26 protein-coding genes are annotated in these 23,261 nt (G+C 42.3%); 9 read left to right on the top strand and 17 right to left on the bottom strand.

Annotated elements, in window-relative coordinates:
- Window positions 1-81: 81 nt before the first annotated feature.
- From HQK88_09075 to HQK88_09025, 11 genes are all read right to left on the bottom strand, one after another.
- Entirely contained in the window at window positions 82-327 is a 246-nt protein-coding gene (locus HQK88_09075; protein MBF0616954.1) for a DUF2442 domain-containing protein, read from the bottom strand.
- Entirely contained in the window at window positions 324-665 is a 342-nt protein-coding gene (locus HQK88_09070) for a hypothetical protein (protein MBF0616953.1), read from the bottom strand. The genes HQK88_09075 and HQK88_09070 overlap by 4 nt, the downstream gene beginning before the upstream one ends.
- Before the next feature lie 124 nt (window positions 666-789).
- Window positions 790-2,103 (bottom strand): DUF1049 domain-containing protein, encoded by a 1,314-nt coding sequence (locus tag HQK88_09065; protein ID MBF0616952.1) that lies wholly within the window; start codon window positions 2,101-2,103, stop codon window positions 790-792.
- A complete protein-coding gene (gene rsfS / locus HQK88_09060) occupies window positions 2,103-2,480 on the bottom strand; it encodes a ribosome silencing factor (GenBank protein ID MBF0616951.1) in 378 nt (125 codons plus the stop codon). Before rsfS ends, HQK88_09065 begins: the two co-directional genes overlap by 1 nt.
- Before the next feature lie 30 nt (window positions 2,481-2,510).
- Window positions 2,511-3,203, bottom strand: a complete 693-nt coding sequence (locus tag HQK88_09055; GenBank protein ID MBF0616950.1) for a nicotinate-nucleotide adenylyltransferase — start codon at window positions 3,201-3,203, stop codon at window positions 2,511-2,513.
- A 127-nt stretch (window positions 3,204-3,330) separates the two neighbouring features.
- Window positions 3,331-3,720, bottom strand: coding sequence for an isoamylase early set domain-containing protein (locus HQK88_09050; GenBank protein ID MBF0616949.1), 390 nt, complete (start codon window positions 3,718-3,720; stop codon window positions 3,331-3,333).
- 76 nt (window positions 3,721-3,796) lie between these two features.
- Complete coding sequence (locus HQK88_09045) at window positions 3,797-4,921, bottom strand: glycosyltransferase family 4 protein (GenBank protein MBF0616948.1); 1,125 nt, start codon at window positions 4,919-4,921, stop codon at window positions 3,797-3,799.
- Window positions 4,918-6,792, bottom strand: coding sequence for an asparagine synthase (glutamine-hydrolyzing) (asnB, locus tag HQK88_09040; GenBank protein ID MBF0616947.1), 1,875 nt, complete (start codon window positions 6,790-6,792; stop codon window positions 4,918-4,920). The genes HQK88_09045 and asnB overlap by 4 nt, the downstream gene beginning before the upstream one ends.
- A gap of 3 nt (window positions 6,793-6,795) precedes the next feature.
- A complete protein-coding gene (locus tag HQK88_09035; protein MBF0616946.1) occupies window positions 6,796-8,154 on the bottom strand; it encodes a sugar transferase in 1,359 nt (452 codons plus the stop codon).
- Between the two features lie 53 nt (window positions 8,155-8,207).
- A complete protein-coding gene (locus tag HQK88_09030) occupies window positions 8,208-8,579 on the bottom strand; it encodes a DUF86 domain-containing protein (GenBank protein ID MBF0616945.1) in 372 nt (123 codons plus the stop codon).
- Window positions 8,572-8,868, bottom strand: a complete 297-nt coding sequence (locus HQK88_09025; GenBank protein MBF0616944.1) for a nucleotidyltransferase domain-containing protein — start codon at window positions 8,866-8,868, stop codon at window positions 8,572-8,574. Before HQK88_09025 ends, HQK88_09030 begins: the two co-directional genes overlap by 8 nt.
- Window positions 8,869-8,996: 128 nt before the next feature.
- Here HQK88_09025 and mqnB point away from each other — a divergent pair, with 128 nt between their 5' ends.
- The gene (gene mqnB, locus HQK88_09020; GenBank protein ID MBF0616943.1) at window positions 8,997-9,740 is read left to right on the top strand and encodes a futalosine hydrolase; all 744 of its coding nucleotides are present in this window, start codon (window positions 8,997-8,999) and stop codon (window positions 9,738-9,740) included.
- A complete protein-coding gene (locus HQK88_09015) occupies window positions 9,728-10,276 on the top strand; it encodes an NUDIX hydrolase (protein MBF0616942.1) in 549 nt (182 codons plus the stop codon). Before mqnB ends, HQK88_09015 begins: the two co-directional genes overlap by 13 nt.
- A 29-nt stretch (window positions 10,277-10,305) precedes the next feature.
- Here HQK88_09015 and HQK88_09010 read toward each other — a convergent pair whose 3' ends face one another.
- The 6 genes from HQK88_09010 to HQK88_08985 form a co-directional block, all read right to left on the bottom strand.
- Window positions 10,306-11,610 carry a beta-ketoacyl-[acyl-carrier-protein] synthase family protein gene (locus HQK88_09010; protein MBF0616941.1) on the bottom strand — a complete coding sequence of 435 codons (1,305 nt, stop codon included), beginning with the start codon at window positions 11,608-11,610 and terminating at the stop codon, window positions 10,306-10,308.
- A gap of 3 nt (window positions 11,611-11,613) precedes the next feature.
- Window positions 11,614-12,201, bottom strand: a complete 588-nt coding sequence (locus tag HQK88_09005; protein ID MBF0616940.1) for a hypothetical protein — start codon at window positions 12,199-12,201, stop codon at window positions 11,614-11,616.
- A gap of 31 nt (window positions 12,202-12,232) precedes the next feature.
- Complete coding sequence (locus HQK88_09000) at window positions 12,233-13,012, bottom strand: SDR family oxidoreductase (GenBank protein MBF0616939.1); 780 nt, start codon at window positions 13,010-13,012, stop codon at window positions 12,233-12,235.
- A 125-nt stretch (window positions 13,013-13,137) separates the two neighbouring features.
- Window positions 13,138-13,680, bottom strand: coding sequence for a hypothetical protein (locus tag HQK88_08995; protein ID MBF0616938.1), 543 nt, complete (start codon window positions 13,678-13,680; stop codon window positions 13,138-13,140).
- 24 nt (window positions 13,681-13,704) lie between these two features.
- Complete coding sequence (locus tag HQK88_08990) at window positions 13,705-14,691, bottom strand: hypothetical protein (protein ID MBF0616937.1); 987 nt, start codon at window positions 14,689-14,691, stop codon at window positions 13,705-13,707.
- A 343-nt stretch (window positions 14,692-15,034) separates the two neighbouring features.
- A complete protein-coding gene (locus HQK88_08985; GenBank protein ID MBF0616936.1) occupies window positions 15,035-15,874 on the bottom strand; it encodes an MBL fold metallo-hydrolase in 840 nt (279 codons plus the stop codon).
- A 407-nt stretch (window positions 15,875-16,281) separates the two neighbouring features.
- On the opposite strand from HQK88_08985, the gene HQK88_08980 reads away from it, so the two are divergent.
- From HQK88_08980 to HQK88_08950, 7 genes are all read left to right on the top strand, one after another.
- Window positions 16,282-17,607, top strand: coding sequence for an HlyC/CorC family transporter (locus HQK88_08980; protein ID MBF0616935.1), 1,326 nt, complete (start codon window positions 16,282-16,284; stop codon window positions 17,605-17,607).
- A complete protein-coding gene (locus tag HQK88_08975; GenBank protein ID MBF0616934.1) occupies window positions 17,582-18,970 on the top strand; it encodes an insulinase family protein in 1,389 nt (462 codons plus the stop codon). The genes HQK88_08980 and HQK88_08975 overlap by 26 nt, the downstream gene beginning before the upstream one ends.
- Before the next feature lie 24 nt (window positions 18,971-18,994).
- The gene (locus HQK88_08970) at window positions 18,995-20,407 is read left to right on the top strand and encodes an insulinase family protein (protein ID MBF0616933.1); all 1,413 of its coding nucleotides are present in this window, start codon (window positions 18,995-18,997) and stop codon (window positions 20,405-20,407) included.
- Window positions 20,408-20,442: 35 nt separating this feature from the next.
- Window positions 20,443-21,288: a pantoate--beta-alanine ligase gene (panC, locus tag HQK88_08965; protein MBF0616932.1), complete on the top strand. Its 846-nt coding sequence runs from the start codon at window positions 20,443-20,445 to the stop codon at window positions 21,286-21,288.
- A gap of 8 nt (window positions 21,289-21,296) precedes the next feature.
- Window positions 21,297-22,049, top strand: a complete 753-nt coding sequence (locus tag HQK88_08960) for an alpha/beta hydrolase (protein MBF0616931.1) — start codon at window positions 21,297-21,299, stop codon at window positions 22,047-22,049.
- Between the two features lie 71 nt (window positions 22,050-22,120).
- A complete protein-coding gene (locus HQK88_08955) occupies window positions 22,121-22,990 on the top strand; it encodes an ATP-dependent Clp protease proteolytic subunit (protein ID MBF0616930.1) in 870 nt (289 codons plus the stop codon).
- An 11-nt stretch (window positions 22,991-23,001) separates the two neighbouring features.
- The gene (locus HQK88_08950) at window positions 23,002-23,217 is read left to right on the top strand and encodes a hypothetical protein (GenBank protein ID MBF0616929.1); all 216 of its coding nucleotides are present in this window, start codon (window positions 23,002-23,004) and stop codon (window positions 23,215-23,217) included.
- Window positions 23,218-23,261: the final 44 nt, after the last annotated feature.

Below are 23,261 nucleotides of genomic sequence, written 5' to 3'. Positions count from 1 at the left end.
GGCAGACTTAGTGCCGGTAGTTAAGGAGCTAAATTGCAAACATCGTTAAACAATCCCAGCCAATAGCGCAGCGGCTCACTATTATAGGCACTTTGCAGTTAACTGGTATTTCTCAGGGTGTTTAAGGCTCTCAACGGATAAATCAACATCAAGCTCAGGCCAGTAAAGATGATGTGGGCTTTGCAAAATAACGTTAAAAATCTGGCTGATCCTCGCATTTTTAAACCATGGATAATCCTCGTAAGGTAAAAAATATTCACTGTCTTTCAGGTAAAGCCAAATTCCAAAGGGAGAAATATTTGTAACTTCAACATCCAAAGTATTCACTCAAAGTTGCGCTCAAGATATAAATAAAAGACATGGATTCCTGCCTGCGCAGGAATGACAGAAAAAAACAGAATGACAGAAAAGGAGCAGGAATTACATAATACCACCACTCTGTCATCCTGCACCACCCCTTTGTCATCCCGCACCACCCCTTTGTCATCCCGCACCACCCCTTTGTCATCCCGCACCACCACTTTGTCATCCCGCACCACCACTTTGTCATCCCGCACCACCACTTTGTCATCCCGCACTTGTTGCGGGATCCAGTCCTTTATCTCCACCATTACATTACCTTTTTGGCAGCAACTCGGTATCACGCCACTTGTTTCTGATTTCATAGACATTATCCTCTACTGTTTTTTTGATTTCATTAATCTGATTTTCTTTAAGGCCATAATTTATGGCAAGGGAAATAATATAAATTGGTTCTCTGCTAAATTGCCTAAACTTCTTGCTAACTGGTCATGGTTTCTGATGTTTATCGAAATTGAAGTCGTAAGTGTTCCATGTTTTACAGGATGGGCAGCGCCCCTCCCAGTCTGTGGCCTCGTGGTTGCAGTTTAAACAGTGGTAGGGGATTCTCAGCGCTCTCTTAAGCCCTATGACTTTTAAAAACTCTGCGGCTGCCTTTTCACATTCGTTTCTTCTTAAGTAGAGGCTGCCCTTTATCTTATGCACCTCTGAGTAGGTGGATGTGCTGTCAAAGGAGTTGAAAATATCCAGCGCCTCGTCAAGCATTTCAAGCCGATAGTAGAGTTTACCAAGGAAGAGTTTTATAGCATCGGCCTCTGGGGTGTCAGATAGCGCATTTTTATAAATTCTGATGAGCCGGGATGGTTCACTCTCATTTATGAGCAGATCCTCAAGCCGTGCAAGTATTATCAAGGAGTTTGTCTCCTTATGAACCTTCTCAAGATAATTTATACCGGCCTCGGTATTGCCCTCAAGCAAAAACACCTCGGCAAGCCCCAGATGCGCAGGAATAAATGACTTATCATACTTAATCACTTCTTTAAACACTTTCCTTGCCTTCTCAATTTCGGAATTTTCCAGAGACTGTCTGCCATACTCGTATTCGTAACCGTGGAGAATTCTCTGTTGTGCCTCTTTATTGGAATCACTGTCCGGCAGATTCTTAATTATCGTCTTTTGCAGGTACATCAGTTCATCCCATCGGGATTGCTGTTCAAATATCTCGCGCTTCTTATACAAAGCAAGTGCGTTATGCGGCTCTAACGCAAGAATTTTATCGGCTGTCTCCTCCGCTTCATGTAACGCTCCCTGTGCTATTCGCACATCCAGAGACTTAAAGAGTACCTCAATGTTGCCTGAGTCCATGGTGAGTGCCTTGTGGTAAAGCTCCATTGCCTTCATGGTTTCATTTTTTTTACTGTACATATCGGCTAACTTTATAATTGAGGGAATGTGCTCCGGGTTTTCTTTTAGCACATTTTGTAGCTCCACCACTGCCTCATCCACAAGATTAGCAGCGGCATAGTTGACTGCCTTTGAGTACAAAACCTGCGACATCTCCTCTTTTTTACGTTTCTTTTGCGCTAACCTCGACTGAATATAGTTTCTGGTATCACGTATAAAAAAAATCACAAACATTAAAGCAGCTCCGATTACCGTTGAGACAGCCATAAGAGCTATTAAAGGAAGGTCATAGGCAAGTTCCTTTGTAAGATGCATCCTTACTGAATCACTGTTGTAGATGGCAAGATAAAACACGCCACAGAGCACAACAAGAAACAATAACGATGTAAATCTTGTCATCAGTTCAAAGCCGCCGATACTGTGCCCTGAGCATTATCAAAAGTTATTCTGCGGGCATCAAGCCAAAATCTCTCTAACTCGTAGTACTCTCTTGTCTCCGGATTAAATATGTGTACCAGTATGTCGCCATAGTCCAAAATAATCCAACTGTTGTTCCTTTGCCCCTCTATATGCAACGGTTTGATTTTACTTTCCTTTAGCTTACTTTCCACACCATCTGAAAGTGCCCTTATGTGCGGCACTGAGCTGCCCGTACATATTACAAAATAATCTGCTATCTGGGTTAATCCTCTTAAATCCAACACCACGGTGTCATCGCCCTTTTTTTCTGAAAGAGCCTCCACTACTGTTTTTAAGTATTTTTCAGTTTTTTCCAAATTACCCGCCTTTTATGTTTGCTTTTTGCATTAATTCTTTCGCTCTGCGCTTTGCCCCCTGTACAGCCCCTTATCAATTATATACGATTGCACGTTTTCAGGCAAGAGGTATTTTACACTTTCCTCCCGGCTGATTAATTGTCTTATCATGGTTGATGAAATATCAAGAGCGGTTATATTTAAAAGAAACGCCTCCCCTGTGTGTTTTAGTTTAACCTTAGTTACACCCTCTGATGCCGAAAAGTTCAGTGCTTCAGCATCAATATAGGGAGATTTTAAAATTTCACTTTCATTTAAAGGCGGCCTTGTAAGAATTATAAAGTTAACCGTTGAGATAACAGCCTCAGCCTGATACCAGTTAGGCATATCCAAAAATGAATCCATGCCAAGTATAAAGTAAAGTACAGAGCGGTCTCCGTAATTTTGAACCAACTCCTGCAGCGTCCAAATTGTGTAGGAAAGTCCCTCTCGTTTGCACTCAATGTCTGAGACCTCAAAGCGCTCGTTACTGTCTGTGGCAAGTCTGACCATTTCAAGTCTGTCATCTGACGGGACAAGTCCGTGCTTTTTCAGAGGCGGATTATATGAGGGGATAAAAACCACCTTGTCTAACGAAAATGCGCTCAAGGCCTCCTCTGCTGCCCTGAGATGCCCATAGTGGACAGGGTTGAAGGTGCCGCCAAAAAGCCCAACACTTTTTATCTTTTCCACACCAAGCTGCATTCAATCGCCTAACTTCGTTGGCATACGTCAAAAGCTCCTCAACGTACTAAAAAGTACGCCTCCGTCGCTTTCTCCTTGCCGCCTTGTTATACTTCTGACTGCAACTTGGTATATTATAACCATACCCTTAATCTCTATATAACTCCACTACCGAGTTTTCAAAATTACCCAGACAGCTTTTTTCGTATCTGTCGGCATTCCAGTCGTTTTCCCAATGCTCATCGTCTATCAAAAACTTGTACTGATGTTCCGTTTCAGCTTCTAATTCAACAGTGACCGAAAAAATGCCGTTTTTATCCTTTTTAAGCGGTGTGGCCTCTGTATCCCAGTCGTTAAAGTCTCCGGTTAAAGTTACCTTGTGAGCGTTTTCAGTAGCCTCTTTTGGTAGCATAAAAGTGACCTTGCAAAGGTTAGTTCCCTCCACATATTGTTTTGTAAGCCTGGTTAACTCCAGCTCATCTTTTTGTTTTGCGGTGTTATTTGCTTTTTTAGCGGTTATATTCTGTGTTTCTTTCATCAGAGACCTCCCTCGCACCTTAAAGTATCAAGCCAGATAGCTTCACTTTAGTATTGTAACACTATCTGAAACATAATTAATCATTACATAGCCCGGCAATAAAGGCAAATGTCTCGTTGGCAGTGCGCTGCCACGTGTAGCTTTCTGATAGCTCAAAGCCTCGTAATGCGCTTTTGTACCGTAACTCAGGGGTATCCATCAGAGTTCTGAGCGCTGAGGTAATGCTCTCCACCTCTTCAGGGTTAAAATACACTCCGCCGTCTTTAAGGGTCTCTTTCATTGAACTCATATCAGAGCACGCTATAGGGAGCCCGGCTGACATGGCTTCAAGCAAAATATTGGAAATCGTCTCACAGCTGGATGCAAAGACAAATCCATCAGCCTCTCTGTAGGTTTGAGAAAGTTTTTCGTAAGGGATGAATTCTTTATACGTAATAAACTCGTTGTTAGGATCCCTTTTCCGTATCTCTCTCATAAGATCATTCAAAGACGGTTTATAGTAAGAGCCTACAAGTGAGAGAGTTACCGGATACCCTTTTTCCCGCAACTCTGAAATTGCCCTGATAACGCTACCCTGATGCTTATACACGTCCACTATAGACACGTATAGCCACTTAAACGGACTCGGCGTGCTCAGCACTTTATTTTTATCCGGCATGTTTCTAAAAACCGGAGAAACACCGTGAGGAATAACAATGGTGTTACAAGGGAGTTTCCCTGAAAGCTCAAAAACCTTTTTTTGGGTGTATTCAGTCAAAAAAATCACTCCGGCAGCTTTCCTGAATGTGTTTATCTGGGTCTTACGGAGAGCCAAGAGCCTTAGAGCCATAAAGGACGGACCATATCTTAGTAATTCCCTTGTTTCAAACGGCAGCAGGTTTCTTGCCATAGTGACAAAGGGTTTAAAGTCTCCATTAAAATTTCCGCCGGGCACAAACAAAATATCGGCAAACCGAGCGGCAAGTTCAGGAAGCACCCAGTTTTGCCAGTAAAGCCTATATGGGAGCGGTTTATCAAGCATTGGCTCATGGCAAAGAGTTAAGTCCTCTTTGGGAGTTATTTTGCTAAGTGTATCCCTGCCTCCCCAAAGAGTCACGTTGCTAAAGCCGTAAGCTTTAAAATCAGCCGCCTTAAAAAGCTCAATCAAGTGTGTAATACCTCCGCCCGCCCGTAAATTAGAGCAATCCACGCCAAGTCTCATAGTAAGTGGTCTCTCCTGTAGAAATCCACCAGCACCGCTACCGCCCACAAAATTGAAGCAGCGTTTCTGCTTCCGCTTAAGTGTGAATTGTAAAGTTTTAGAATTTCCGTGTGATTAAGATAAAGCGCTCTTAGTGATTCCTTGTCATTAAACCTATCAAGTGCCCACTCCTTAAGACCACCCCTAAGCCATATAGCAACTGGAGCTGAAAAACCCTGCTTTGGCCTGTCAAGAATTTCACGGGGAATGTACCTGTAAGCAAGTTTCCTCAGCAGGTATTTATTTGTTAGTCCGCGAACTTTCCATGTTTCAGGCAGCCTCATAGCAAACGATACGACTCCGGGATCTAGAAGCGGAGCACGCGCTTCCAGTGAATACGCCATCGAGGAGACATCGACCTTTTGCAGATAATCATCCGGCAGTGTAAACAACGTATCAAGGCGCATCGCCATTTCAGTTGCCGAAAGAGTTTTGGGAAATTCCCGTGCGGCAGTTAAAAAACACCCCGCAATGCCTTCTGTACTGCTGGTTAAATCACTAAGCATAATAGCTGAAAAATCCTTAATGATACTTCGTGTAAAAGCAAACGCACTGATAGTGTCAGGTTTCGTAAGCATCTGTGAAAGCAGTTTTAGCTTATGAGCCGGTACTAGTGATAGTGCAGTTGAGGCTATATTTCTGACAGCCGGCGGTATTTTAAACAAAGCCTCGAGCCGCTTCAACAGCACATAGTAGTGATAACCGCCAAACAACTCGTCGCCGCCATCTCCGGTTAACGCTACTGTTACAAACCCTCTTGCTAGCTCAGAGACAGCCATCGAAGGGAGTGCCGAGTAGTCAAAAAATGGCTTGTCAAAGACCTCCGTAAAGCGAGGAATCAGGGTAAGCAGGTTATCTACGCTCATTATTTGTTGATGGTGGTCTGTCTCAAGGTGTCTTGACACTCTGAGAGCATGAGCGCTTTCATCATACTGTGCTTCTTTAAATCCTATGGTAAATGTTTTAACGCCAGAGGTTGAGAGTTTTCTCATCAGAGCTACAACAAGCGAGCTGTCTATACCGCCAGAGAGAAACGCTCCAAGCGGGACATCGCTTATCATTTGCAGCTTTACCGCTTTCAGAAGTGTCTCATCAAGCTCGTCAAGCAGGTCGCCCTCTTTTGCCCTCTCTAACTTTTTATCCGGCACTGTTTGCCGTAAATCATAATAGCGTTTAATTGTGATGCCATCATTGTTCACAATAAGGTAATGGGCTTGCTGGAGTTTTCTAATTTCGTTATAAATGGTAAGAGGAGCTGGAAAATAGCCGATTTCAATGTAGTATCTAAGCCCCTGCATATTTATATCACGGGAAAGTCCCGGGAGAAGTTCATAGAGTGCCCTTGAACGGGAGGCAAAGGCAAACACGCCGCTGTCGTAGTGATAGTAAAATGGTTTTTCTCCCATTCTGTCACGAGCGGCAAAAAGGGATTTTTCCTTTCTGTCCCACACGGCAAAAGAAAACATTCCGCGTAGATGGTTTAGGCACTCCGCCCCCCATCTTTTGTACGCTTCAAGCAACACCTCGGTATCGCTGCCACCTGTCCAGCTGACAGCAGTACCAGCCTCAAGAGCCGCCCTGATTTCCTGAAAATTATAAATTTCCCCATTATATACAATCACAAAGCGCCCACAAAGTGACAACATAGGCTGATGCCCCTCAGTGGTGACATCAATAACGGAAAGCCGTCTGTGTGCAAGACCGGTATCTCCCTCTGTCCAAATTCCGGCATCGTCGGGGCCGCGCTCAGAGAGCAGGTCGCGTGCTTTTGTTAGTCTCTCAGCATTTATCCTGCCACCTCTGAAACTTACCATCCCAACTATCCCACACATATTTTAGCGTGCCCCTTTGCCAAACAGCACCGTCTTAACAGTTTCAAACATAATAAGCAAATCCAACAGAAAAGAAAGCCTCTTAATATAAAAAAGATCATACTGTAGCTTTATTACAGTATCATCGTATGATGCCCCATATCGGTACTTTATCTGAGCCCAGCCGGTAATCCCGGGGCGTACGCTGTGCCTTAGGGAGTAGTACGGAATGCTTGAGTTAAAACCCTGTACAAAATCCGGCCTTTCCGGACGAGGCCCGATAAAACTCATCTCTCCCCTTAGAACATTTATAAGCTGCGGGAGCTCATCTATCCGGAATTTCCGTATGAATTTTCCAACTTTAGTCACTCTGGGGTCGTTGCTGCTTGCCCACACGGCGCCGTTTGTTTCGGCATCAGCTTTCATAGAACGAAACTTTATAATTTTAAACGTTTGGCCGTTAAATCCCACCCGCTCCTGAGTAAAAAACACAGGGCCTCTTGAATCAAGTTTAATTAACACGGCAGTCAGTGCAGCAACCGGCGCAGTAACTATAAGAATGGCAACAGAGATAATTTTATCTACAATGTGTTTTAACTTTGCATTATAGATGTTATTATTAATGCCGTAAAATGAGGCATAGCTAAGCCATATATCGTCAAGGCTGAAGACAGGCATCATTGTGGTAAGCTCTTCAAACATATCCGGCATGTCGTAGATTTCAATGCCTTTAAATTTTGCCTCCACAATAACAGCAAACGTTTCAGCCGTATGGGTCAGATCGGAGGCTATGACAATTCTATCCAGTTTGTCCTCATAAACGAGGGATTTTAAAAGTGCGGTTGTGCCTATCACATTGGGCGTCTTTTCTGAGTAATTATCGTCAAGAAATCCAAGAAACTCAAAATTAAGGTTTTCTTTGAGTTTTTCAGCAAGGATTTCTCCTTTTTTGCCGGCACCTATGATGACCAGCCGGATTTTGCTTTTTGTTTTCTCAATAATGGCTCTGAACAGTGCTCTCCATGCGGATATGAAAGTAAACACAAAAGCCGCATTAAGTATAAATATGCCTCTGTGCCAAAAGGGAATAATATAGAATAAGACGGCATTAAGGGCAGAGGCCAGTAACACGGCAGATGCCACGCGCATCGTGTATCTCTGCCCGATTGATAACTCATGCGTTGAATACAGGTTAAGAATATAAAAGCAAAACAAATGAACCATAGTACTTATGGCAAGAGCTTTCATAAAATAAGCAGGACTTAAAAAATGATCCATCCGTAAATACACGGCAAGGTACAAAGACAGCGAAATTAAAATCACATCGCCAACGGCTAACACTACAGCCTTAATGGGAACAATCCTAAAAGAGCCTTGAGCCATACAGTGTTATTGTATCATAGCAGATTGCGTTTAGAGATAGAAGACATTAATTTTTAAATCAAATCATCAAGAATCTGTTTGATAGTTTTTATGAGAAGCGGAATATCGTTACGGCAGGCAGCAAAAACAGCTTCATCGCTAATGTCAAAATATTGGTGTGCAATAACATCCCGAATTCCCTTAAGCCCTTTCCAGTCAACCTGTGTGTAGTTAATTAATAATCCACCGTCTGTAAGTTTATCAATCTTCTTAAGTCCCTCTCCAATAGCTGCTAACTGCATACATATAACGTCAAGGCAGTCACGTTTTTCATCGTTATCACTAAAACCCATAGGAGAATCAATCACTGCCATTTTTTTAATAATCCTTTCGGCTGCTGAAAATACTGATTTTAAAATAGCAATGACAAGGGGTCTGTCATACATAGATTGTATCTTTGTCTATTCTTTCTTTCAGCAATGTGTTCATTTTCTCTCTATAGTGCACTATATCAACATGTTTACTGACAAGCTCCTCTATTTCCAGACGGATACGGGATAAAGTCACTATATTAGGATGGGTTATTTTTATTACAATATCAACGTCACTGTCTCCACGCATCTCCCGGCGGGCAACTGAACCAAAAACTCCAAGAGATATAATTCCATATTGGCCAGCAAATTGTTTCTTGTACTGACTCAATAAAAAAATTATTTTATCACTCTCTTCACTCATCATAACACCAGCTGTATACCTTCTTTATACCTTATTGTAACAATTGAAGTTCAACTAAAGTCAAGGCTATCCTTTTTTAGGCGACAGTGGACGTATTTCAAACTTACCTGTTAGAATAACCGGCAATTATGGTAGTTGTGGTTTTATATGCGGTCTCAGCAGAGGGCAAATACGTCACAAAAGCGCTTTCTGAAAGAGTCTCTGTCTCCGGCCATACTCACGTTGGATTTATTAACGGCAACAAAGTTGTCTGTATTGAGACACAAATGGGCAAAGTTAATGCTGCGTGTGAGTCAGCACTGGCTATAAAAACATATGCGCCTGACGTTGTTATCTCAACCGGTATAGGCGGAGCATATCCCGGCACCGGCCTAAATATCGGGGATGTAGCTGTTTCAACTTGCGAAATATACGGCGATGAGGGTGTTTTATTAAAGGACGGTTTTCTGGACACTTTTCAGATGGGAATTCCTTTATTAAAAAAAGGCAAAAAACTTTTTTATAACGAATTTGATATGGACACTCCTATTACTCAGAAGGCCTATGAAATAATATCGGACGGTTTGACAGGATATGGCGTAAGAAAGGGCAGATTTCTGACCGTCTCATCCTGTACGGGCTATAGTGAGCGCGCGCTAATGCTCACATACAAACACTCTGCCATTTGTGAAAATATGGAGGGGGCAGCAGTTGCCCATGTTTGCACGAAGTACAATGTGCCCGTTATAGAGATTAGAGGAATCAGCAATATTGTTTCAGACAGGGATAAGAGTAACTGGAATATAATGCTTGCCATAAAAAACTACTCTTCCTCTGTTATCTTATTATTAAAATCGTTAAACACTCAGAGGTTACAAACATGCCTGAAATAACAGACAAAAAAACAGTATGGACGGGTAAATTTTTAAAGACAGTTTTAATTGAATTAAAAAATGCAAAGGGTGAGAAGTTTATATGGGAGGCATTTAAGCGGCAAAACTGTAACGGCATCATAGCAGTTGTGCCATTTACCAAAGACGGACAGGTGGTGGCTATAAAACAATTCAGGCCCCCTGTGGAAAAATACGTAATAGAATTTCCAGCCGGTTTAAGCGACAAAGGAGGAGAATCACTGATAGAAGTAGCGCACAGGGAACTCCTTGAGGAGACAGGCTACAGCGCGCCTGTAATGGAATTAATAGCAACCGGCCCTCTCTCTGCCGGAGCTTCAACTGAGGTGCTGACTGTTTTTGTTGCTGTGGATGCTGAAAAAACATCCGGCCAGAACCTTGACCTCGGAGAGGAAATTGAAATCATCACCCTACCTGTGAAGAACTTTTACGAAAATGCCTATGCCCTTGAAAATGAAAGCACGTATATAGACCTGAAACTCTTCGGACTGTTTGAACTGGCAAAGAGATTTATCTAAGACAAGACAACTTCCGCCGTATTATATAATTAATCGGTAGCACCGATACACAGAGAGGCGTTTTGGCCGCCAAAGCCAAAGGAATTGGAAAGTACATAGCTATGCTGCCGCTCTAAAGCGGTATTGGGCACGTAGTTGAGGTTGCACTTGGGGTCAGGGAATTCGTAGTTAATCGTAGGAAGTATAGTTGAACTATTGATACCCATTATGCTGAGAACACACTCAATTGCTCCTGCCGCGGCTATAGTGTGTCCAAGCATTGATTTATTCGAGCTTATCAGAACGCTGTCAGCAAGGGAGCCAAACACCTCTTTAATAGCCACGGTTTCGGTGGCGTCGTTTTGAAGAGTGGATGTGCCGTGGGCATTTATATATTCAATATCTGCGGGGGTAAGTGAGGCATCCTCAAGGGCTGCCCGCATGGCAATTACAGCGCCCTCCCCTTTTGGGTGCATATCGGTTATCCTGTAGGCATCGGCAGAGGAGCCAAAACCTTTGATTTCAGCATAAATGTCAGCACCACGCTTTTTAGCGTGGCTAAGCTCTTCTAAAATTACTGCACCCGCACCCTCAGACATAACAAAACCGTTTCTCTTTCTGTCAAACGGACGTGACGCCTTCTCCGGTGACGAATATTTTTCAACCAATGCCTTTATAAGAACAAAACCGATAAATCCGGTAAAATTCAGCGAAGACTCACACCCGCCGGCTATCATAACATCCGTGGCACCTGACTTTATAATCGCACAGGCCTCGCCTATGGCCTGAGAGCCAGCGGCACAGGCGCTTGCTATGGCAAGGTTAGGCCCCTTACAGTTAAACAGCGCAGAAAGCAACGTTGAACCCACGTCTGATTTTCGCCTGAAGAAGTTAAAATACGAATATCCGCCTTTGTTTCTAAGCCCTTCAATATCCCATCCGCCTTTACCGTCATAAAACCTGTGCAGAAACACCATGTCGCTAACCACCGGATTTTCACCGTGAAAACCAAGAGCGACCCCTGCGCTCTCCGGTATGGTTTTAGCGCTTAACTTAGCTCTCTTAAGTGCCTCATCAGTGGCTCCTATCATAAACCTTGAGCCTCTTGTCACATATTTTTCAAGCCGTTTAACATCTATTTCACTGTTGATGTCCTTAATGTTTACGTTCCATGAACCGTTAACCTCACCGCCAACCGTACAAGGGAGCCCTCTTGTATCAAAATTGGTGATTTCTCTTATTCCGGATCGCCCCTGAAGTGCATTTTCAAACGTTTCATTAGCAGTGACTCCAAGCGGAGTTATCATGCCATAACCGGTAACAACAATCCGGCGCTTTTTGTGCTCTGTGTTCATATTTCAGGATTTAATAATGTTATGGTCTTTTTGGGTTTTTTCAAGCCAGTTTTTAATGAGATCATCGCCGTTTTCATAAGGCGCCTCGGCACTGCAACCACCGCATATTACATGTGTGCCGTCCTCAGTTTTCCAGCTTGATGCGCCACAGGCCGGACACTTTTCAGGCAGAGAATCCAAAATATCCATAACTGCCATTGACATTGACTTTACGGTCACCATTGCTGGCAGTGCATCCATATCCATACCCGGAGTGAGTTCATCGAAACTCTCCCCAGCCTCCTTTCCGGCAGACAGACGTATCTTCATGAGCTTAACGGCAGTTTCGGTAAGTTGGCCGTTAGAGTCAACCGCCGTGCCCTCTCCAAACATCTCCTCTATGTGCTCTATTATGAAGTGGCGTGCCATCTTTATCCCAAACGCCTGCTCAAGACGGTAATTGATGTCAAGAAAGTCCAGTGACTCGGCTCCAAGGTCTTTTATCAGAGAGCTATCCGGAGTAATTTTCTCTTTGTCTATCGTCAGAGTGTCCGATATTGCTGTTTTCATCTCCTCTATTACCCGTTCAAAGGGTATCATGTTTTGTTTCATAAGGTCATCTCCTTCTGCTTATATTTATATATTATTTTGTAAAGTTTCTGAACAGGCTGTTGCTCATACCGCGGTCAACTATTATTGTTTGCCCCGATATGCCGCGGCTCTGGCCGCTGCACAGAAAATACACGACATCTGCAATTTCCTCAGGGGTAACAAAAAACGACTCCGGCATCATGTCAAGACCCTCAACGTACTGTCTAAGCACTTTAAATGAATCGGTCTTCACGATTCCGCCTGAAACGGCATTTACAGATATTCCTCTTTTGGATAGCGTTTCAGATAAATCCCTGACCACAGCCTCCATAGCCGCCTTCATGCTGCCAAGCGGGTAGCTTGCATTGTAGTACTTACTGCCCAGACTTGATATAAAAACTATTTTTCCGCTGGCTGCCTCTAAATGGCTAAGTGCCTCCTGGACACAGAAAATGTTACCCATATAATTAGTTCTGACAAGATCATTTAGCTCCCGTTCAAAAAGCTTCTCAATCGGCTTAAACGGTGCCTTTGCTGCGTTTAAAACAAGATAGTCAAGACGGCCTAAATTGCTGATGGTTTCAGCAATCAGATATTTAACCTCGTCTTTTTTAGAAATATCAGCTTTTATTGAAACTGCATTAACTCCCAGCGATTTGAATTCCTCAACAAGCGCCTCGGCGGCACTTTCGGACTTTCCACCCTCGCGGGAATAGTTAACGGCCACATCTACTCCGCTTTTGGCAAACCTAAAGGCTATTGCCCGCCCAATTCCACGGGAACTGCCCGTTATCAAAGCACAAGACCTTATGTTATTTACAATGTCTTCCATAACTGACAATTCTAACAAAACGGCTGCTTCTTTATCAACAAGGCAGGTCTATACTAAGTCACGGTTCGGACTTATGGAATAAAACCCAAAGAGATTTAAGTTTTAAGTCTGAGAATGTGACATAATTAGAATCCAAGTACATTCTTATTGCCGCCAGGGCCTGAGGTGCTGTCGTCCTCACAGATGTAGCCCAGCACGTTACGTTTAGGGCTTGTAGTTCCCTGAAAGCATGCCATGGTCATATTTTTACAGTTAAGGTCGCTGCCGGTTGAGGCTAAAGTAAGCCTGAGACCATATGCAGTGAGTGAGTTGCCTGTGCCACCTGTTTGAGTGCTTATATCCTTTGTCTCGCTACCAAATGTGATGTTTTGTCCGGAAAAAGAAATCATCTGGCTGATACCCCTTCCTAAAGTAGTAGTGAAAGTACTCACATTTGTTGTCGGAGCAGTGGCTGCACTTGTTACGGATACAGATATAGTAACTGCATAATTAGATGCATTTGACAGGTAACAGTAAACAACATTGCCTTGATTAGTGTGGAAATACGGCATATAGTAGTAAGTGTTTGAGGCAGCATTAACATTGGTTACACTTATGCCACTTACGGCAACAAACATTGAAACACACAGGACTGCTATAGCCCCAATTGCGATGTTTTTAATCTTCATATTGGTATCTCCTTTAATTAATTCTTAGAAGTCTGCTAAATTCCTTAAGCCGCCGGGGCCTGAGGTGCTGTCATCCACACACAGATAGCCAGCAATATTCCTCTTAGGACTTGTTGTTCCCTGAAAACACGACAAGCCTACGCTTTTGCAGTTGACATCTTCTCCGGTGGTTGAAACAACCCTAAGCGTACCACCATAGGCATTAGAAGTTCCAACATCTTGAGCTAAATTTATACTCACATCTGTTGTTCCGATGTTTAAGTACACGGACTGACCATTAAACCGGATCATTCTAGTTATACCTCCACCAACAGTTGAGCTAAATGACGTCATACCCAAAGTGGGCGCTGCTGCGCTGCTGGTTACCTGAAAACCAACATTTACTTCTGTAGATATGGAGTTTGAGAGAAAGCAGTAAACAACGTTGTTTGTATCGGAATGTAAGAATGGCAATTGGTATTTGACGGTTTTTGCAGCAGTTCCTAATGATGACTCATTGAAATTAGTTGTCACCATAGCACTGGGTGCAAAATTTACAGTGCATTGATTCCCACTAAGAGAGTTACACCCGCTCCATGACGAAAAGATTGACTGAGACGAAGCCGTTGCAGTTAGTGTAATCTGTGCACCTGTAGTCTGTGATCTGAGAATTCCTTTTGGCCCTGTCCAACTTATAGTGCCTGTGTTTGCCGTTACAGTGCCATCGCCGAAACCGTTTTTAAATATATACAGTGCACTAGTTGATGTGGCTCCTGAAAACGCTGCATAATAGTTTTTTCCTCCGCCTCCTCTAAAGCCAGGCCCAGGCAGTTGTGCACCAACATTTTCTTTTGCATTGTGCTCATATCCTATTCTCTTAGCTGTAAAATAACTGTACGCATCAGTACCGATAGGCACTAAGCGAAAAGCCATTATCAGCATAAATAGAAAAGCCAAAATATAAATAGGATTAAATATTGCAGCAGGCGCAGTAAAATTACCTTTTACGTACTCCTCAATTCTTTTAACCATCCAGTGTTTTCCTCCTAAAACTGTTTTGTTAATAATCACCCTCACATCGTTGCCGCATAACAACAGACATCTTTTTAGAGGATGCCACCAAAGTAGTAGAAGTCTAAGAATACACCCATCGCCCACTTCAATAATAAATGGCATAATCTAAATTTGTCAAGTCATTTATTAATGCCAAGTAGAGTGACTTTGGTGTCCTTTTTTCCTATCATACCTCTCTAACAGCGCAGTTCCCAGTTAGAACGTTTTTTTTGGGTAGGTAATTCATATGTTTTTTTTATAACACGTGCGGATAAATAATAATTTCTTTGTAAAGGACGTAAGAAAATCTTACTGAATTCTATTACAGCTCTACTTCGCTGCCTTTTTCCACGGCAAAGCAAGTGGTAGAGGAATTATTTTTTTTTATGTGTGCCCGGCAATTTTCAACCATAGCGTCTATTTCATCGTCTGTTCTGTTTTGATTATGGTGGAATAAACCGAAGCTTTTCACATTGGCCTCTATGGCAAGCTTAAGCGAATCAGTGTATATGGAATGTCCCCAAGTTATCTTTTCAGCGTACTCCTCCTCGATGTATTCTGAGTCATGGTAAAGCAAGTCCGCCCCTTTTGAAAATTCCATATAGTCCTTATAATCCAGCCCTCCGGGTTGTTTATACCGCAGCTCATTATCTGTTATGAATACAAAAGTTTTGCCGTTTTCCTGAAATTTATAACCAAGTCCTTTGTTTGGATGACTGAGATGAATTGGGGTTATAGTCATTGAGTTTATTTGAAAAGTGCCGCTACAAAGATCAGTATATTTAAACTCAGCTTTTACCTCATTAAAATTAACAGGGAAATTTGGCGACACCATGGTCTTTGAGATCATCTCCTCTATAGTTTCCTTAGTAAACACGCATCCATAAAAATCAATTTGCGTACCCTCTTTGTAGATCGGCCTGAAAAAAGGAAACCCCATGATGTGGTCCCAGTGAAAATGGGTAAAGAAAATATGAAACCTTGTTTGATTTTCGTCAATCATTTTTTTGCCTAACTCTCTGATTCCAGAGCCAGTATCAATTATTAACCTTTCACCGCTGTCTGTCATAATTTCGATGCAGGTCGTATCCCCCCCATATTTCAGATATTCCTTACCTGATACCGGTATCGAACCTCTTGAACCCCAGCATCTTATCAGCATTTATATTTCCTCATTTATTGTTTCCAATCATAATTCCCATGGCCTTGCAAAGGAATACACATTTCCCACACGTCAATAGCATTATAAAATATTTTAATTAAAAAAAAATTATTTTTTTTAGTATTTTCTAATTATCCGGCATGGGTCAGCCATGCCACTAAAAAATTATGGATTTTTCTTTGACATAAGTTTATAATAACCCTGTGGTGGCTCACACAGTGCATGTGCCGGAGATAGATCCGCTGGCTATAATTTAACAACAAAGTGCAGGGGCGGCGGCACTCAGACAAGAATGATTTGACAATGAAAGCTCTGTTTGTATCTAACTGGCAAAAGCGGTTGTTATACCGGTTCAGTTTTTATACCGGAGCGGTTTTTATACCGGGGAGCGTGATTAAAGTTCTGATATGTGGATAGAAATATTATTAGTCTTAGTGTTTATAATATTCAGCGGCTTTTTTGCCAGCGCTGAAATAGCAGTAGTTACCTCTCGTAAAGCAAGGATAGAGACTGTTGCTAAGGAGGGCGGAAGGTCAGCAAAGACTTTGCTCACTCTAATAGAAAATCCAAACAGATTTCTTGCAACAGTTCAGGTGGGCGTCACAATAGGCGGGGCTGTGGCCTCCTCATTAGGCGGTGTGTTGGCTATAAAAGCTCTTAAGCCTGTGATTGCAGATGTGCCAATTCAGATTATATCAGGGTGGGCAGAACCTCTGGCTATTGGTAGCGTCATCTGTGTGACATCATATCTGACTTTGATTTTAGGCGAATTAGTTCCCAAATCCATTGCCCTTATGTTTCCGGAAAAAGTAGCCCTTTTTGTGGCTAAGCCTATCGCAACATTTTCTAAAATAAGCTCAATTGTAGTTAACGTGCTCTCTGCCAGCACCAACCTGCTTCTAAAACCATTTGGTAAAACCGCCTTTATGGACAGGGCATTAATATCTCAGGAGGAGATAAAGCTGCTCATTAAGGAGGGTAAAGAAAGGGGAATTTTTGAACTGACCGAACAGGAGCTTATTCAAAGCGTGTTTGAGTTTACCGATATATCGGTCAAGGAGGTCATGGTGCCCACAGGCCAGGTAGTGGCACTGTCCCTTGATGATCCGCTTGAGAGCGTCCTTGCCAGGATTTACGAGGAGCAGTACTCACGTTACCCTGTCTATAGTAAAGAGATAAATAACATACTTGGCATTATTCACACAAAAGACGTCTGTAATATGCTCTCAAAACATCGGGAGATACATCTTAGGAAGTTACTAAGGCCGCCTTTTTATGTACCTGAGACCCTCATGATAAGCACGCTTTTGGCAGATATGAGAAGAAAACGCATGCACATGGCTATAGCTGTTAATGAACATGGACTTGTAACAGGAATTGTCACAATTGAAGACCTCCTTGAGGAAATTGTAGGGGAAATCAGAGACGAGCACGACACAGAACAGCCTGTAATAGAGTTAGGCAACAGCACCTACATTGTCTATGCTTCTATTAACATCAGGGACTTAAAAGACGACTATGAGATAGAACTTCCCGAGTCTCCGCAATATGACACGCTTGCCGGGTTTGTTCTGACCACTCTTCAGAAAATTCCCAAATGCGGCGAGACAATCGAGCTGCCCGATATGAAACTCACAGTCGTTGAGGTTGTTCACACAAGGGTAGCCAAAGTTAAAATCGAACTGACTAAAAAACAAGAGGTGATCAATGAAAGTGATTCACAAACTGAATAAGTCAAATCCCTGCAACAAATTTTTCATTTTTATAACGTTGCTCCTTCTTATATTAACTCTATTTGCATGTACAGGTTTAGAAGAAAATCGTGAGAAATCCGGTTACATTAAAGACACAGAAAGCTTAGACAACACAAAAGCATATACTCTTTCAAACGGCCTTAAGTTAATAATCATAGAGGACCACAGAAGCCCGATTGCAACCTTTCAGGTGTGGTACAGGGTTGGATCAAGAAATGAAAAACCCGGAAAGACCGGTATAAGCCATTTCCTTGAGCATATGATGTTCAAAGGGACCAAAAACTATGGCTCTAAGGTGTTCTCTAACCTTATCCAGAAAAACGGCGGCACTGACAACGCCTTCACAACGAAAAACTACACCATGTACTACCAGACTGTGGCCTCAGACAGGATAGACATCTCTGTAGAGATGGAGGCTGACAGGATGTCCAACCTTCTTGTAAGAGAGGAGGATGTCAACTCGGAACGAAAGGTGGTTATGGAGGAACGCAGACTGAGGACCGACGACGACCCGCAGGACCTCCTGTTGGAAAAGCTTAACGCCAAGGCCTTCACACGTCACCCTTACGGCAATCCTGTAATTGGATGGATGAAAGAAATAGAAAATATTTCCCGCGATGAGCTTTACCGTTACTATAAGACGTACTACAGTCCGGACAATGCGGTTGTAATAATTGCCGGTGATGTTAACTCTGATAAAATCATGGAAAAGATTAATAGATATTTTGGGAAAATCAAGCGAGGTCCGGCCAAAGAGCCTGTGGCTGTAACTGAACCACCACAGACAGAAGAAAAACGCTTAACCCTTAAAAAACAGGCTAAACTACCGTATCTTGTCATGGCCTACCACGTGCCCTCCGTGCCTGATAAGGACAGCTACGCAGTGGATGTGTTAACTATAGCGCTGTCGGGTAAAAGTGGACGCCTTTACCGTGATCTCGTAAAGGAACAGCGAATTGCTTTTAACGCCTTTGCCTCCTACAGCGGTCTGTACATTGATCCATACCTGTTTTATGTGGGAGGAACCACCAAAAATATTGGCGACGTTGACAAGTTTGAGAAAGCATTAGATATGGAACTTGAGAAGCTTAAGGAGGAGCCTCTGTCAGAACGGGAGCTTCAAAAGGCAAAAAACATGGTTGAATCCACCTTTATAATGGGACAGGACTCAATTTTCTTTCAGGCTGAAATTCTTGGTATGTACGAGATGCTTGGAAACCGGAGGCTTAAGGACGAGTACCTTAAGGAAATCAGTAAGGTCACTGCTCTTGATGTCATGAGGGTGGCAAAGAAATACCTTGTGCCGACAAACAGAACTGTTGGAGTTCTGATACCAGAGTAATATTTTTAACAGGAGAAATGTGGTATGAAAATTAAAAAACCGGTATTTAACATATACAACACAGTACGCACAAGGATTGCAGAATCAGTGACAAACAGTGTCTGCCTTACAGCAGCAATGCTTATTGTTTTAACTGCAGGTGCTTTTATGCCTGACGTCTCAGAGGGTGTGGAGGCACGGAGGGAGGTTTTGCCGGATGGGTTAAGGGTTATCGTGTCAGAGCGGCATAATCTCCCAATAGTAAAGCTTGAAATGATTGTTGCAGCCTCACGGCTGGATGAGCCGGCAGCTAAAGCGGGGCTGTCCCACCTTGTTGCCGAGATGCTGCTTGAGGGCACTAAGGAACACACATCTAAGGAAATCATCGAGGAGATAGAGTTTATGGGCGCCTCCTTAGAGGTGAACTCAGAAGCTGATTATACCTCTATAAGACTTTCTGCTCTTAAAAAAGACTTCGGCAGAGCATTTGAAATCTTTGCCGGCTGTGTAATGCATCCAGCATTTACAGAGTCAGAATTAAGCCAAAAAAAGGAATTGATTCTTGGCGCTTTGAGACAAGAGGAGGAATCCCCGGATTTTGTGGCAAATAGGGCATTTATTTCGGAGGTTTATGGAAACAGCCCATACGGCAGGCTCTCAACCGGGACTCCAAAGACTATTAATACCATAAAGCGGCAGGATTTGGTTAATTTCCACCATGAGCGCTATGTTCCGTCAAATAGCATTCTTGCCGTAGCCGGTGATATTACTTACGATGAGATTGCAGCGTTGTTAGATAAGCACATGGGCAACTGGAAAGAAGGACATGTTAAAGAGCGTGGTGCACTTAAGCCGGAAAAGTATCTCACAAAGAAAAACGTCACACTAATCGACAGAGACATAACCCAGGCAAACATAATACTTGGCACAACCGGTATCAAACGCGACAATCCAGACTACTATACAATTAGCGTAATGAACTATATTTTAGGCGGCGGAGGGTTTGCCTCAAGAATGGTTAAAACCATAAGGGACGATATGGGGCTTGCCTACGATGTTCACTCACACTTCCTTGCTTACAAGTACGGCGGAGATTTCAGGGTAACTACTCAGACAAAAAATGAATTTGCCAAAACTACCATTACTGAAATTTTAAAGCAAATAAAAATAATGAAAGAAACCCTTGTAAAGGATGAAGAGCTTAGTGATGCAAAGTCATACTTAACCGGCAGCTTTCCCAGACGCCTCGATACGACCGATAAAGTTGTAACTTTTATAGCTCAGACCGAGTTTTACGGACTGGGACTTGACTACGATAAGCGCTACATAGGCTACATTAACGGCATAACCAAAGAGGATGTCAAACGTGTTGCATTAAAGTATCTGAATGACACCAACTATCAATTAGTCATAGTGGGCAGTAAGAGCAAAATTAATGCGGCACAGGACGTAAAATAACCGCAGTGGTTGAATCGTTAAAGACTCCAGCTGCTATGCAGCAGTGGTCACATAAGAAACACAAAATGGGTAAGACTGTTGGGTTTGTGCCTACAATGGGGGCTCTCCACAGTGGGCATATAAGTCTGATTGAAGCCTCAAAGCTGGAAAATGACCTTACCGTGGTAAGCATCTTCGTTAATCCGGCTCAGTTTTCCGCAGGGGAGGATTTTGAAAAATATCCAAGAGATTTTGCCGGCGATTTTAAAAAACTTGAACAGTCTGGCATTGACGCTCTGTTTTTACCTGAAGCCACAGATATGTACAGTGAGGGGTTTGCTACTTTTATAGAGGTAAGGGGAATTTCCAACAGGTTATGCGGCGCTTACAGAGCAGGACACTTCAGTGGCGTTGCAACAATCGTAGCTAAACTCTTTAACACCGTGATGCCAGACAGCAGCTACTTCGGACTCAAAGACTATCAGCAGTGTGTGGTAATAAGGAAAATGGTAAACGATCTGAACATGCCGGTTAATCTCAGATTTTGTGAAACTGTAAGAGAACAGGACGGTCTTGCAATGAGCTCAAGGAACACGTATCTGACCTCTGAACAAAGACAAGATGCCCCCTTACTTTACAGGGCGCTGCGTGAAGCCGGGTCACTGATAAGTGAAAAGCGGCTGGTTAAATTCAAAGATGCTGCTACATTTATGCACCAGGTGCTAACATCCTCTGCACACATTAGTGAAATTCAGTATAGCTCTGTATATGACTCAGAGACGCTGGATGATATTTCAGAGCTACATGTAGCGTCTTACAGCGGAAAACCGGTTGATCTTGCTATCGCTGTGAAAATCGGCTCCACCCGCTTGATAGATAACCTGGTAGTAACTGTCCCATAACTTTCCGCATGGCTGACCTGCATTTTATAAAGGCTGGCTCAGGGGACAAAAAAATTGTATTTATACACGGAAACCTTGCCTCTTCGCTATGGTGGAAAAAGACCCTGTCAGAGATTAAAGCGCCATGTGAGGGTTACGCAGTGGATCTTCCCGGATGTGGCAAAACCAAAGAGACTGAAGCTGTGATAACACTTGAGTATTTAGCCTTGCTTATTAACAATTTCCTGAAAACAGAGGGCTTAGAGCGGGTAACTCTTGTAGGGCATTCGATGGGAGGCGGCATAGCCCAGCTGATGGCTATAAATTATCCGGAGCGTGTGGAAAAACTGGTGCTGGTAAATTCCATACCGATGCATGGGTTTAAGGCATTTTATAGTTATGGAGAGGACAATCTCAGACAGTTAAGGAAACGCGAGCAGGTATTTAGAAAATCAATCAAAAATGTGATGCCAAAACTTAAAGATGAGGATTTTTTTGAGGAAATCGTAACACAGGCAAAAGCAATTTCGGATAATACCTACATTAGCCACTCTAAGGCCATGTTTGATGCCGACTGGTCAGACAGGATTGGTATGATAAACTCTCCAACCCTGTTTATACAAGGACATCTGGACAGATTTGTAACAATGAAAGGGAGCATGAAAACAGCTGAAGCCATTAAAAATTGCAGTTTTGTAACCATTCCCAACTGCGGCCACAGCCCCATGGTGGAGACCCCGGATGAGTTCAACAAGGTTTTATTTGATTTTATCGGTTGTTAAAAGCTATTAAATGCTATTACATAATTGACACACGTACAAAATTAAGTTAAGATAATTAAAGGACGAACCACTTGAAAAATTTTGACCATACTATTAAAACGGTTTTGGATGAGCGTTTAGAAAAGTTATCTGAACACTTTGGTTCTGACGCGGTTTTTTATTATGGGGACATTAACCCTGGTTATTTAAAAGCATTCAGGGATTTTATAGAACAATTAAAATCCGACAACAATAGTAAAAATAGATTAACTATTATGCTTAATACCAATGGTGGCAGTGTAGAGACTGTAGAAAAAATGGTCGAAATTATACGTCATCATTATCAGGAAATATTTTTTATAATTCCAGACCATGCTCTATCTGCAGGAACAATTTTTTGTATGTCCGGCGATAAAATTTACATGGATTATTCCTCATCTTTAGGCCCTATAGACCCACAAGTATACATTAATAACACCTTTGTCCCTGCACTTGGTTACTTAGATAAGGCAAATGAATTAGTTGAAAAATCAAAACAAAACACTTTAACATCTGCCGAATTTGTGATTTTACAGAACATGGATTTGGCTCTTCTGAGAAAATATGAACAAGCGAGAGATTTAACCGTTACCCTCTTAAAAGAATGGTTAGTAAAGTATAAATTCAGCGATTGGAAAATACACAAAACAACTCAATCGAAAAAGGGGAAGGAAGTTACAAAAAAAGAAAAGCAAGAGAGAGCAGAAGAAATTGCAAAGTTACTGGGTGATAATAAATTATGGCATTCTCACGGGAGATTTATCGGAATTAAAACCTTGAGAGATGTCTTAAAGTTAGAAATAGAAGATTATTCTAACAAAATAGAATTAAAGACACTCATAAGAGATTATAATGATTTCATCTGTGAGTATATAATTAGAGCTAAGGTGCCTTTATTTATGCATTCTAAATACTTTTTTTAAGAGGAAGGGATATGGATACATCAGATAAAATAAGAAAAATATTAGAAGATAATAACTCTGACTTTTCGAAAAACTCCGAGTTAAAAAAAATGCAGGACTTTTTTAAAAAGATGAAAGAAGCCGGTCTGATTAAAAAACAGTTTTATAATATTGAACCTGTGGACACAATTGGTAGAAAATATTATGAAGACAGGGGTAATTACTCATTAAATCAAACTAATAACTAAACTCTGTAAAACTTGCCGGAAGTTTATAATCAAGCGGCAGGGAC

Source organism: Nitrospirota bacterium, from assembly GCA_015233895.1.
Taxonomy (GTDB): domain Bacteria; phylum Nitrospirota; class Thermodesulfovibrionia; order Thermodesulfovibrionales; family Magnetobacteriaceae; genus Magnetomonas.
Note: the sequence above shows the minus strand (reverse complement) of the source record. Positions and strands in the feature narration are given on the sequence as shown.

Coding starts and splice junctions, on each gene's coding strand:
- HQK88_09055 (MBF0616950.1), bottom strand. CDS start 3,203: ATGCAGCTTGGTGTGGAAAAGATAAAAAGTGTTGGGCTTTTTGGCGGC.
- HQK88_09070 (MBF0616953.1), bottom strand. CDS start 665: ATGAAATCAGAAACAAGTGGCGTGATACCGAGTTGCTGCCAAAAAGGT.
- HQK88_09000 (MBF0616939.1), bottom strand. CDS start 13,012: ATGGAAGACATTGTAAATAACATAAGGTCTTGTGCTTTGATAACGGGC.
- HQK88_09030 (MBF0616945.1), bottom strand. CDS start 8,579: ATGTATGACAGACCCCTTGTCATTGCTATTTTAAAATCAGTATTTTCA.
- HQK88_08995 (MBF0616938.1), bottom strand. CDS start 13,680: ATGAAGATTAAAAACATCGCAATTGGGGCTATAGCAGTCCTGTGTGTT.
- HQK88_09025 (MBF0616944.1), bottom strand. CDS start 8,868: ATGAGTGAAGAGAGTGATAAAATAATTTTTTTATTGAGTCAGTACAAG.
- HQK88_09005 (MBF0616940.1), bottom strand. CDS start 12,201: ATGAAACAAAACATGATACCCTTTGAACGGGTAATAGAGGAGATGAAA.
- HQK88_08950 (MBF0616929.1), top strand. CDS start 23,002: ATGGATACATCAGATAAAATAAGAAAAATATTAGAAGATAATAACTCT.
- HQK88_08990 (MBF0616937.1), bottom strand. CDS start 14,691: ATGGTTAAAAGAATTGAGGAGTACGTAAAAGGTAATTTTACTGCGCCT.
- HQK88_09045 (MBF0616948.1), bottom strand. CDS start 4,921: ATGAGACTTGGCGTGGATTGCTCTAATTTACGGGCGGGCGGAGGTATT.
- HQK88_09050 (MBF0616949.1), bottom strand. CDS start 3,720: ATGAAAGAAACACAGAATATAACCGCTAAAAAAGCAAATAACACCGCA.
- HQK88_08970 (MBF0616933.1), top strand. CDS start 18,995: ATGAAAATTAAAAAACCGGTATTTAACATATACAACACAGTACGCACA.
- mqnB (MBF0616943.1), top strand. CDS start 8,997: ATGGTAGTTGTGGTTTTATATGCGGTCTCAGCAGAGGGCAAATACGTC.
- HQK88_09035 (MBF0616946.1), bottom strand. CDS start 8,154: ATGGCTCAAGGCTCTTTTAGGATTGTTCCCATTAAGGCTGTAGTGTTA.
- HQK88_09065 (MBF0616952.1), bottom strand. CDS start 2,103: ATGACAAGATTTACATCGTTATTGTTTCTTGTTGTGCTCTGTGGCGTG.
- HQK88_08975 (MBF0616934.1), top strand. CDS start 17,582: ATGAAAGTGATTCACAAACTGAATAAGTCAAATCCCTGCAACAAATTT.
- HQK88_09010 (MBF0616941.1), bottom strand. CDS start 11,610: ATGAACACAGAGCACAAAAAGCGCCGGATTGTTGTTACCGGTTATGGC.
- asnB (MBF0616947.1), bottom strand. CDS start 6,792: ATGTGTGGGATAGTTGGGATGGTAAGTTTCAGAGGTGGCAGGATAAAT.
- panC (MBF0616932.1), top strand. CDS start 20,443: ATGCAGCAGTGGTCACATAAGAAACACAAAATGGGTAAGACTGTTGGG.
- HQK88_08960 (MBF0616931.1), top strand. CDS start 21,297: ATGGCTGACCTGCATTTTATAAAGGCTGGCTCAGGGGACAAAAAAATT.
- HQK88_08985 (MBF0616936.1), bottom strand. CDS start 15,874: ATGCTGATAAGATGCTGGGGTTCAAGAGGTTCGATACCGGTATCAGGT.
- HQK88_08980 (MBF0616935.1), top strand. CDS start 16,282: ATGTGGATAGAAATATTATTAGTCTTAGTGTTTATAATATTCAGCGGC.
- HQK88_09015 (MBF0616942.1), top strand. CDS start 9,728: ATGCCTGAAATAACAGACAAAAAAACAGTATGGACGGGTAAATTTTTA.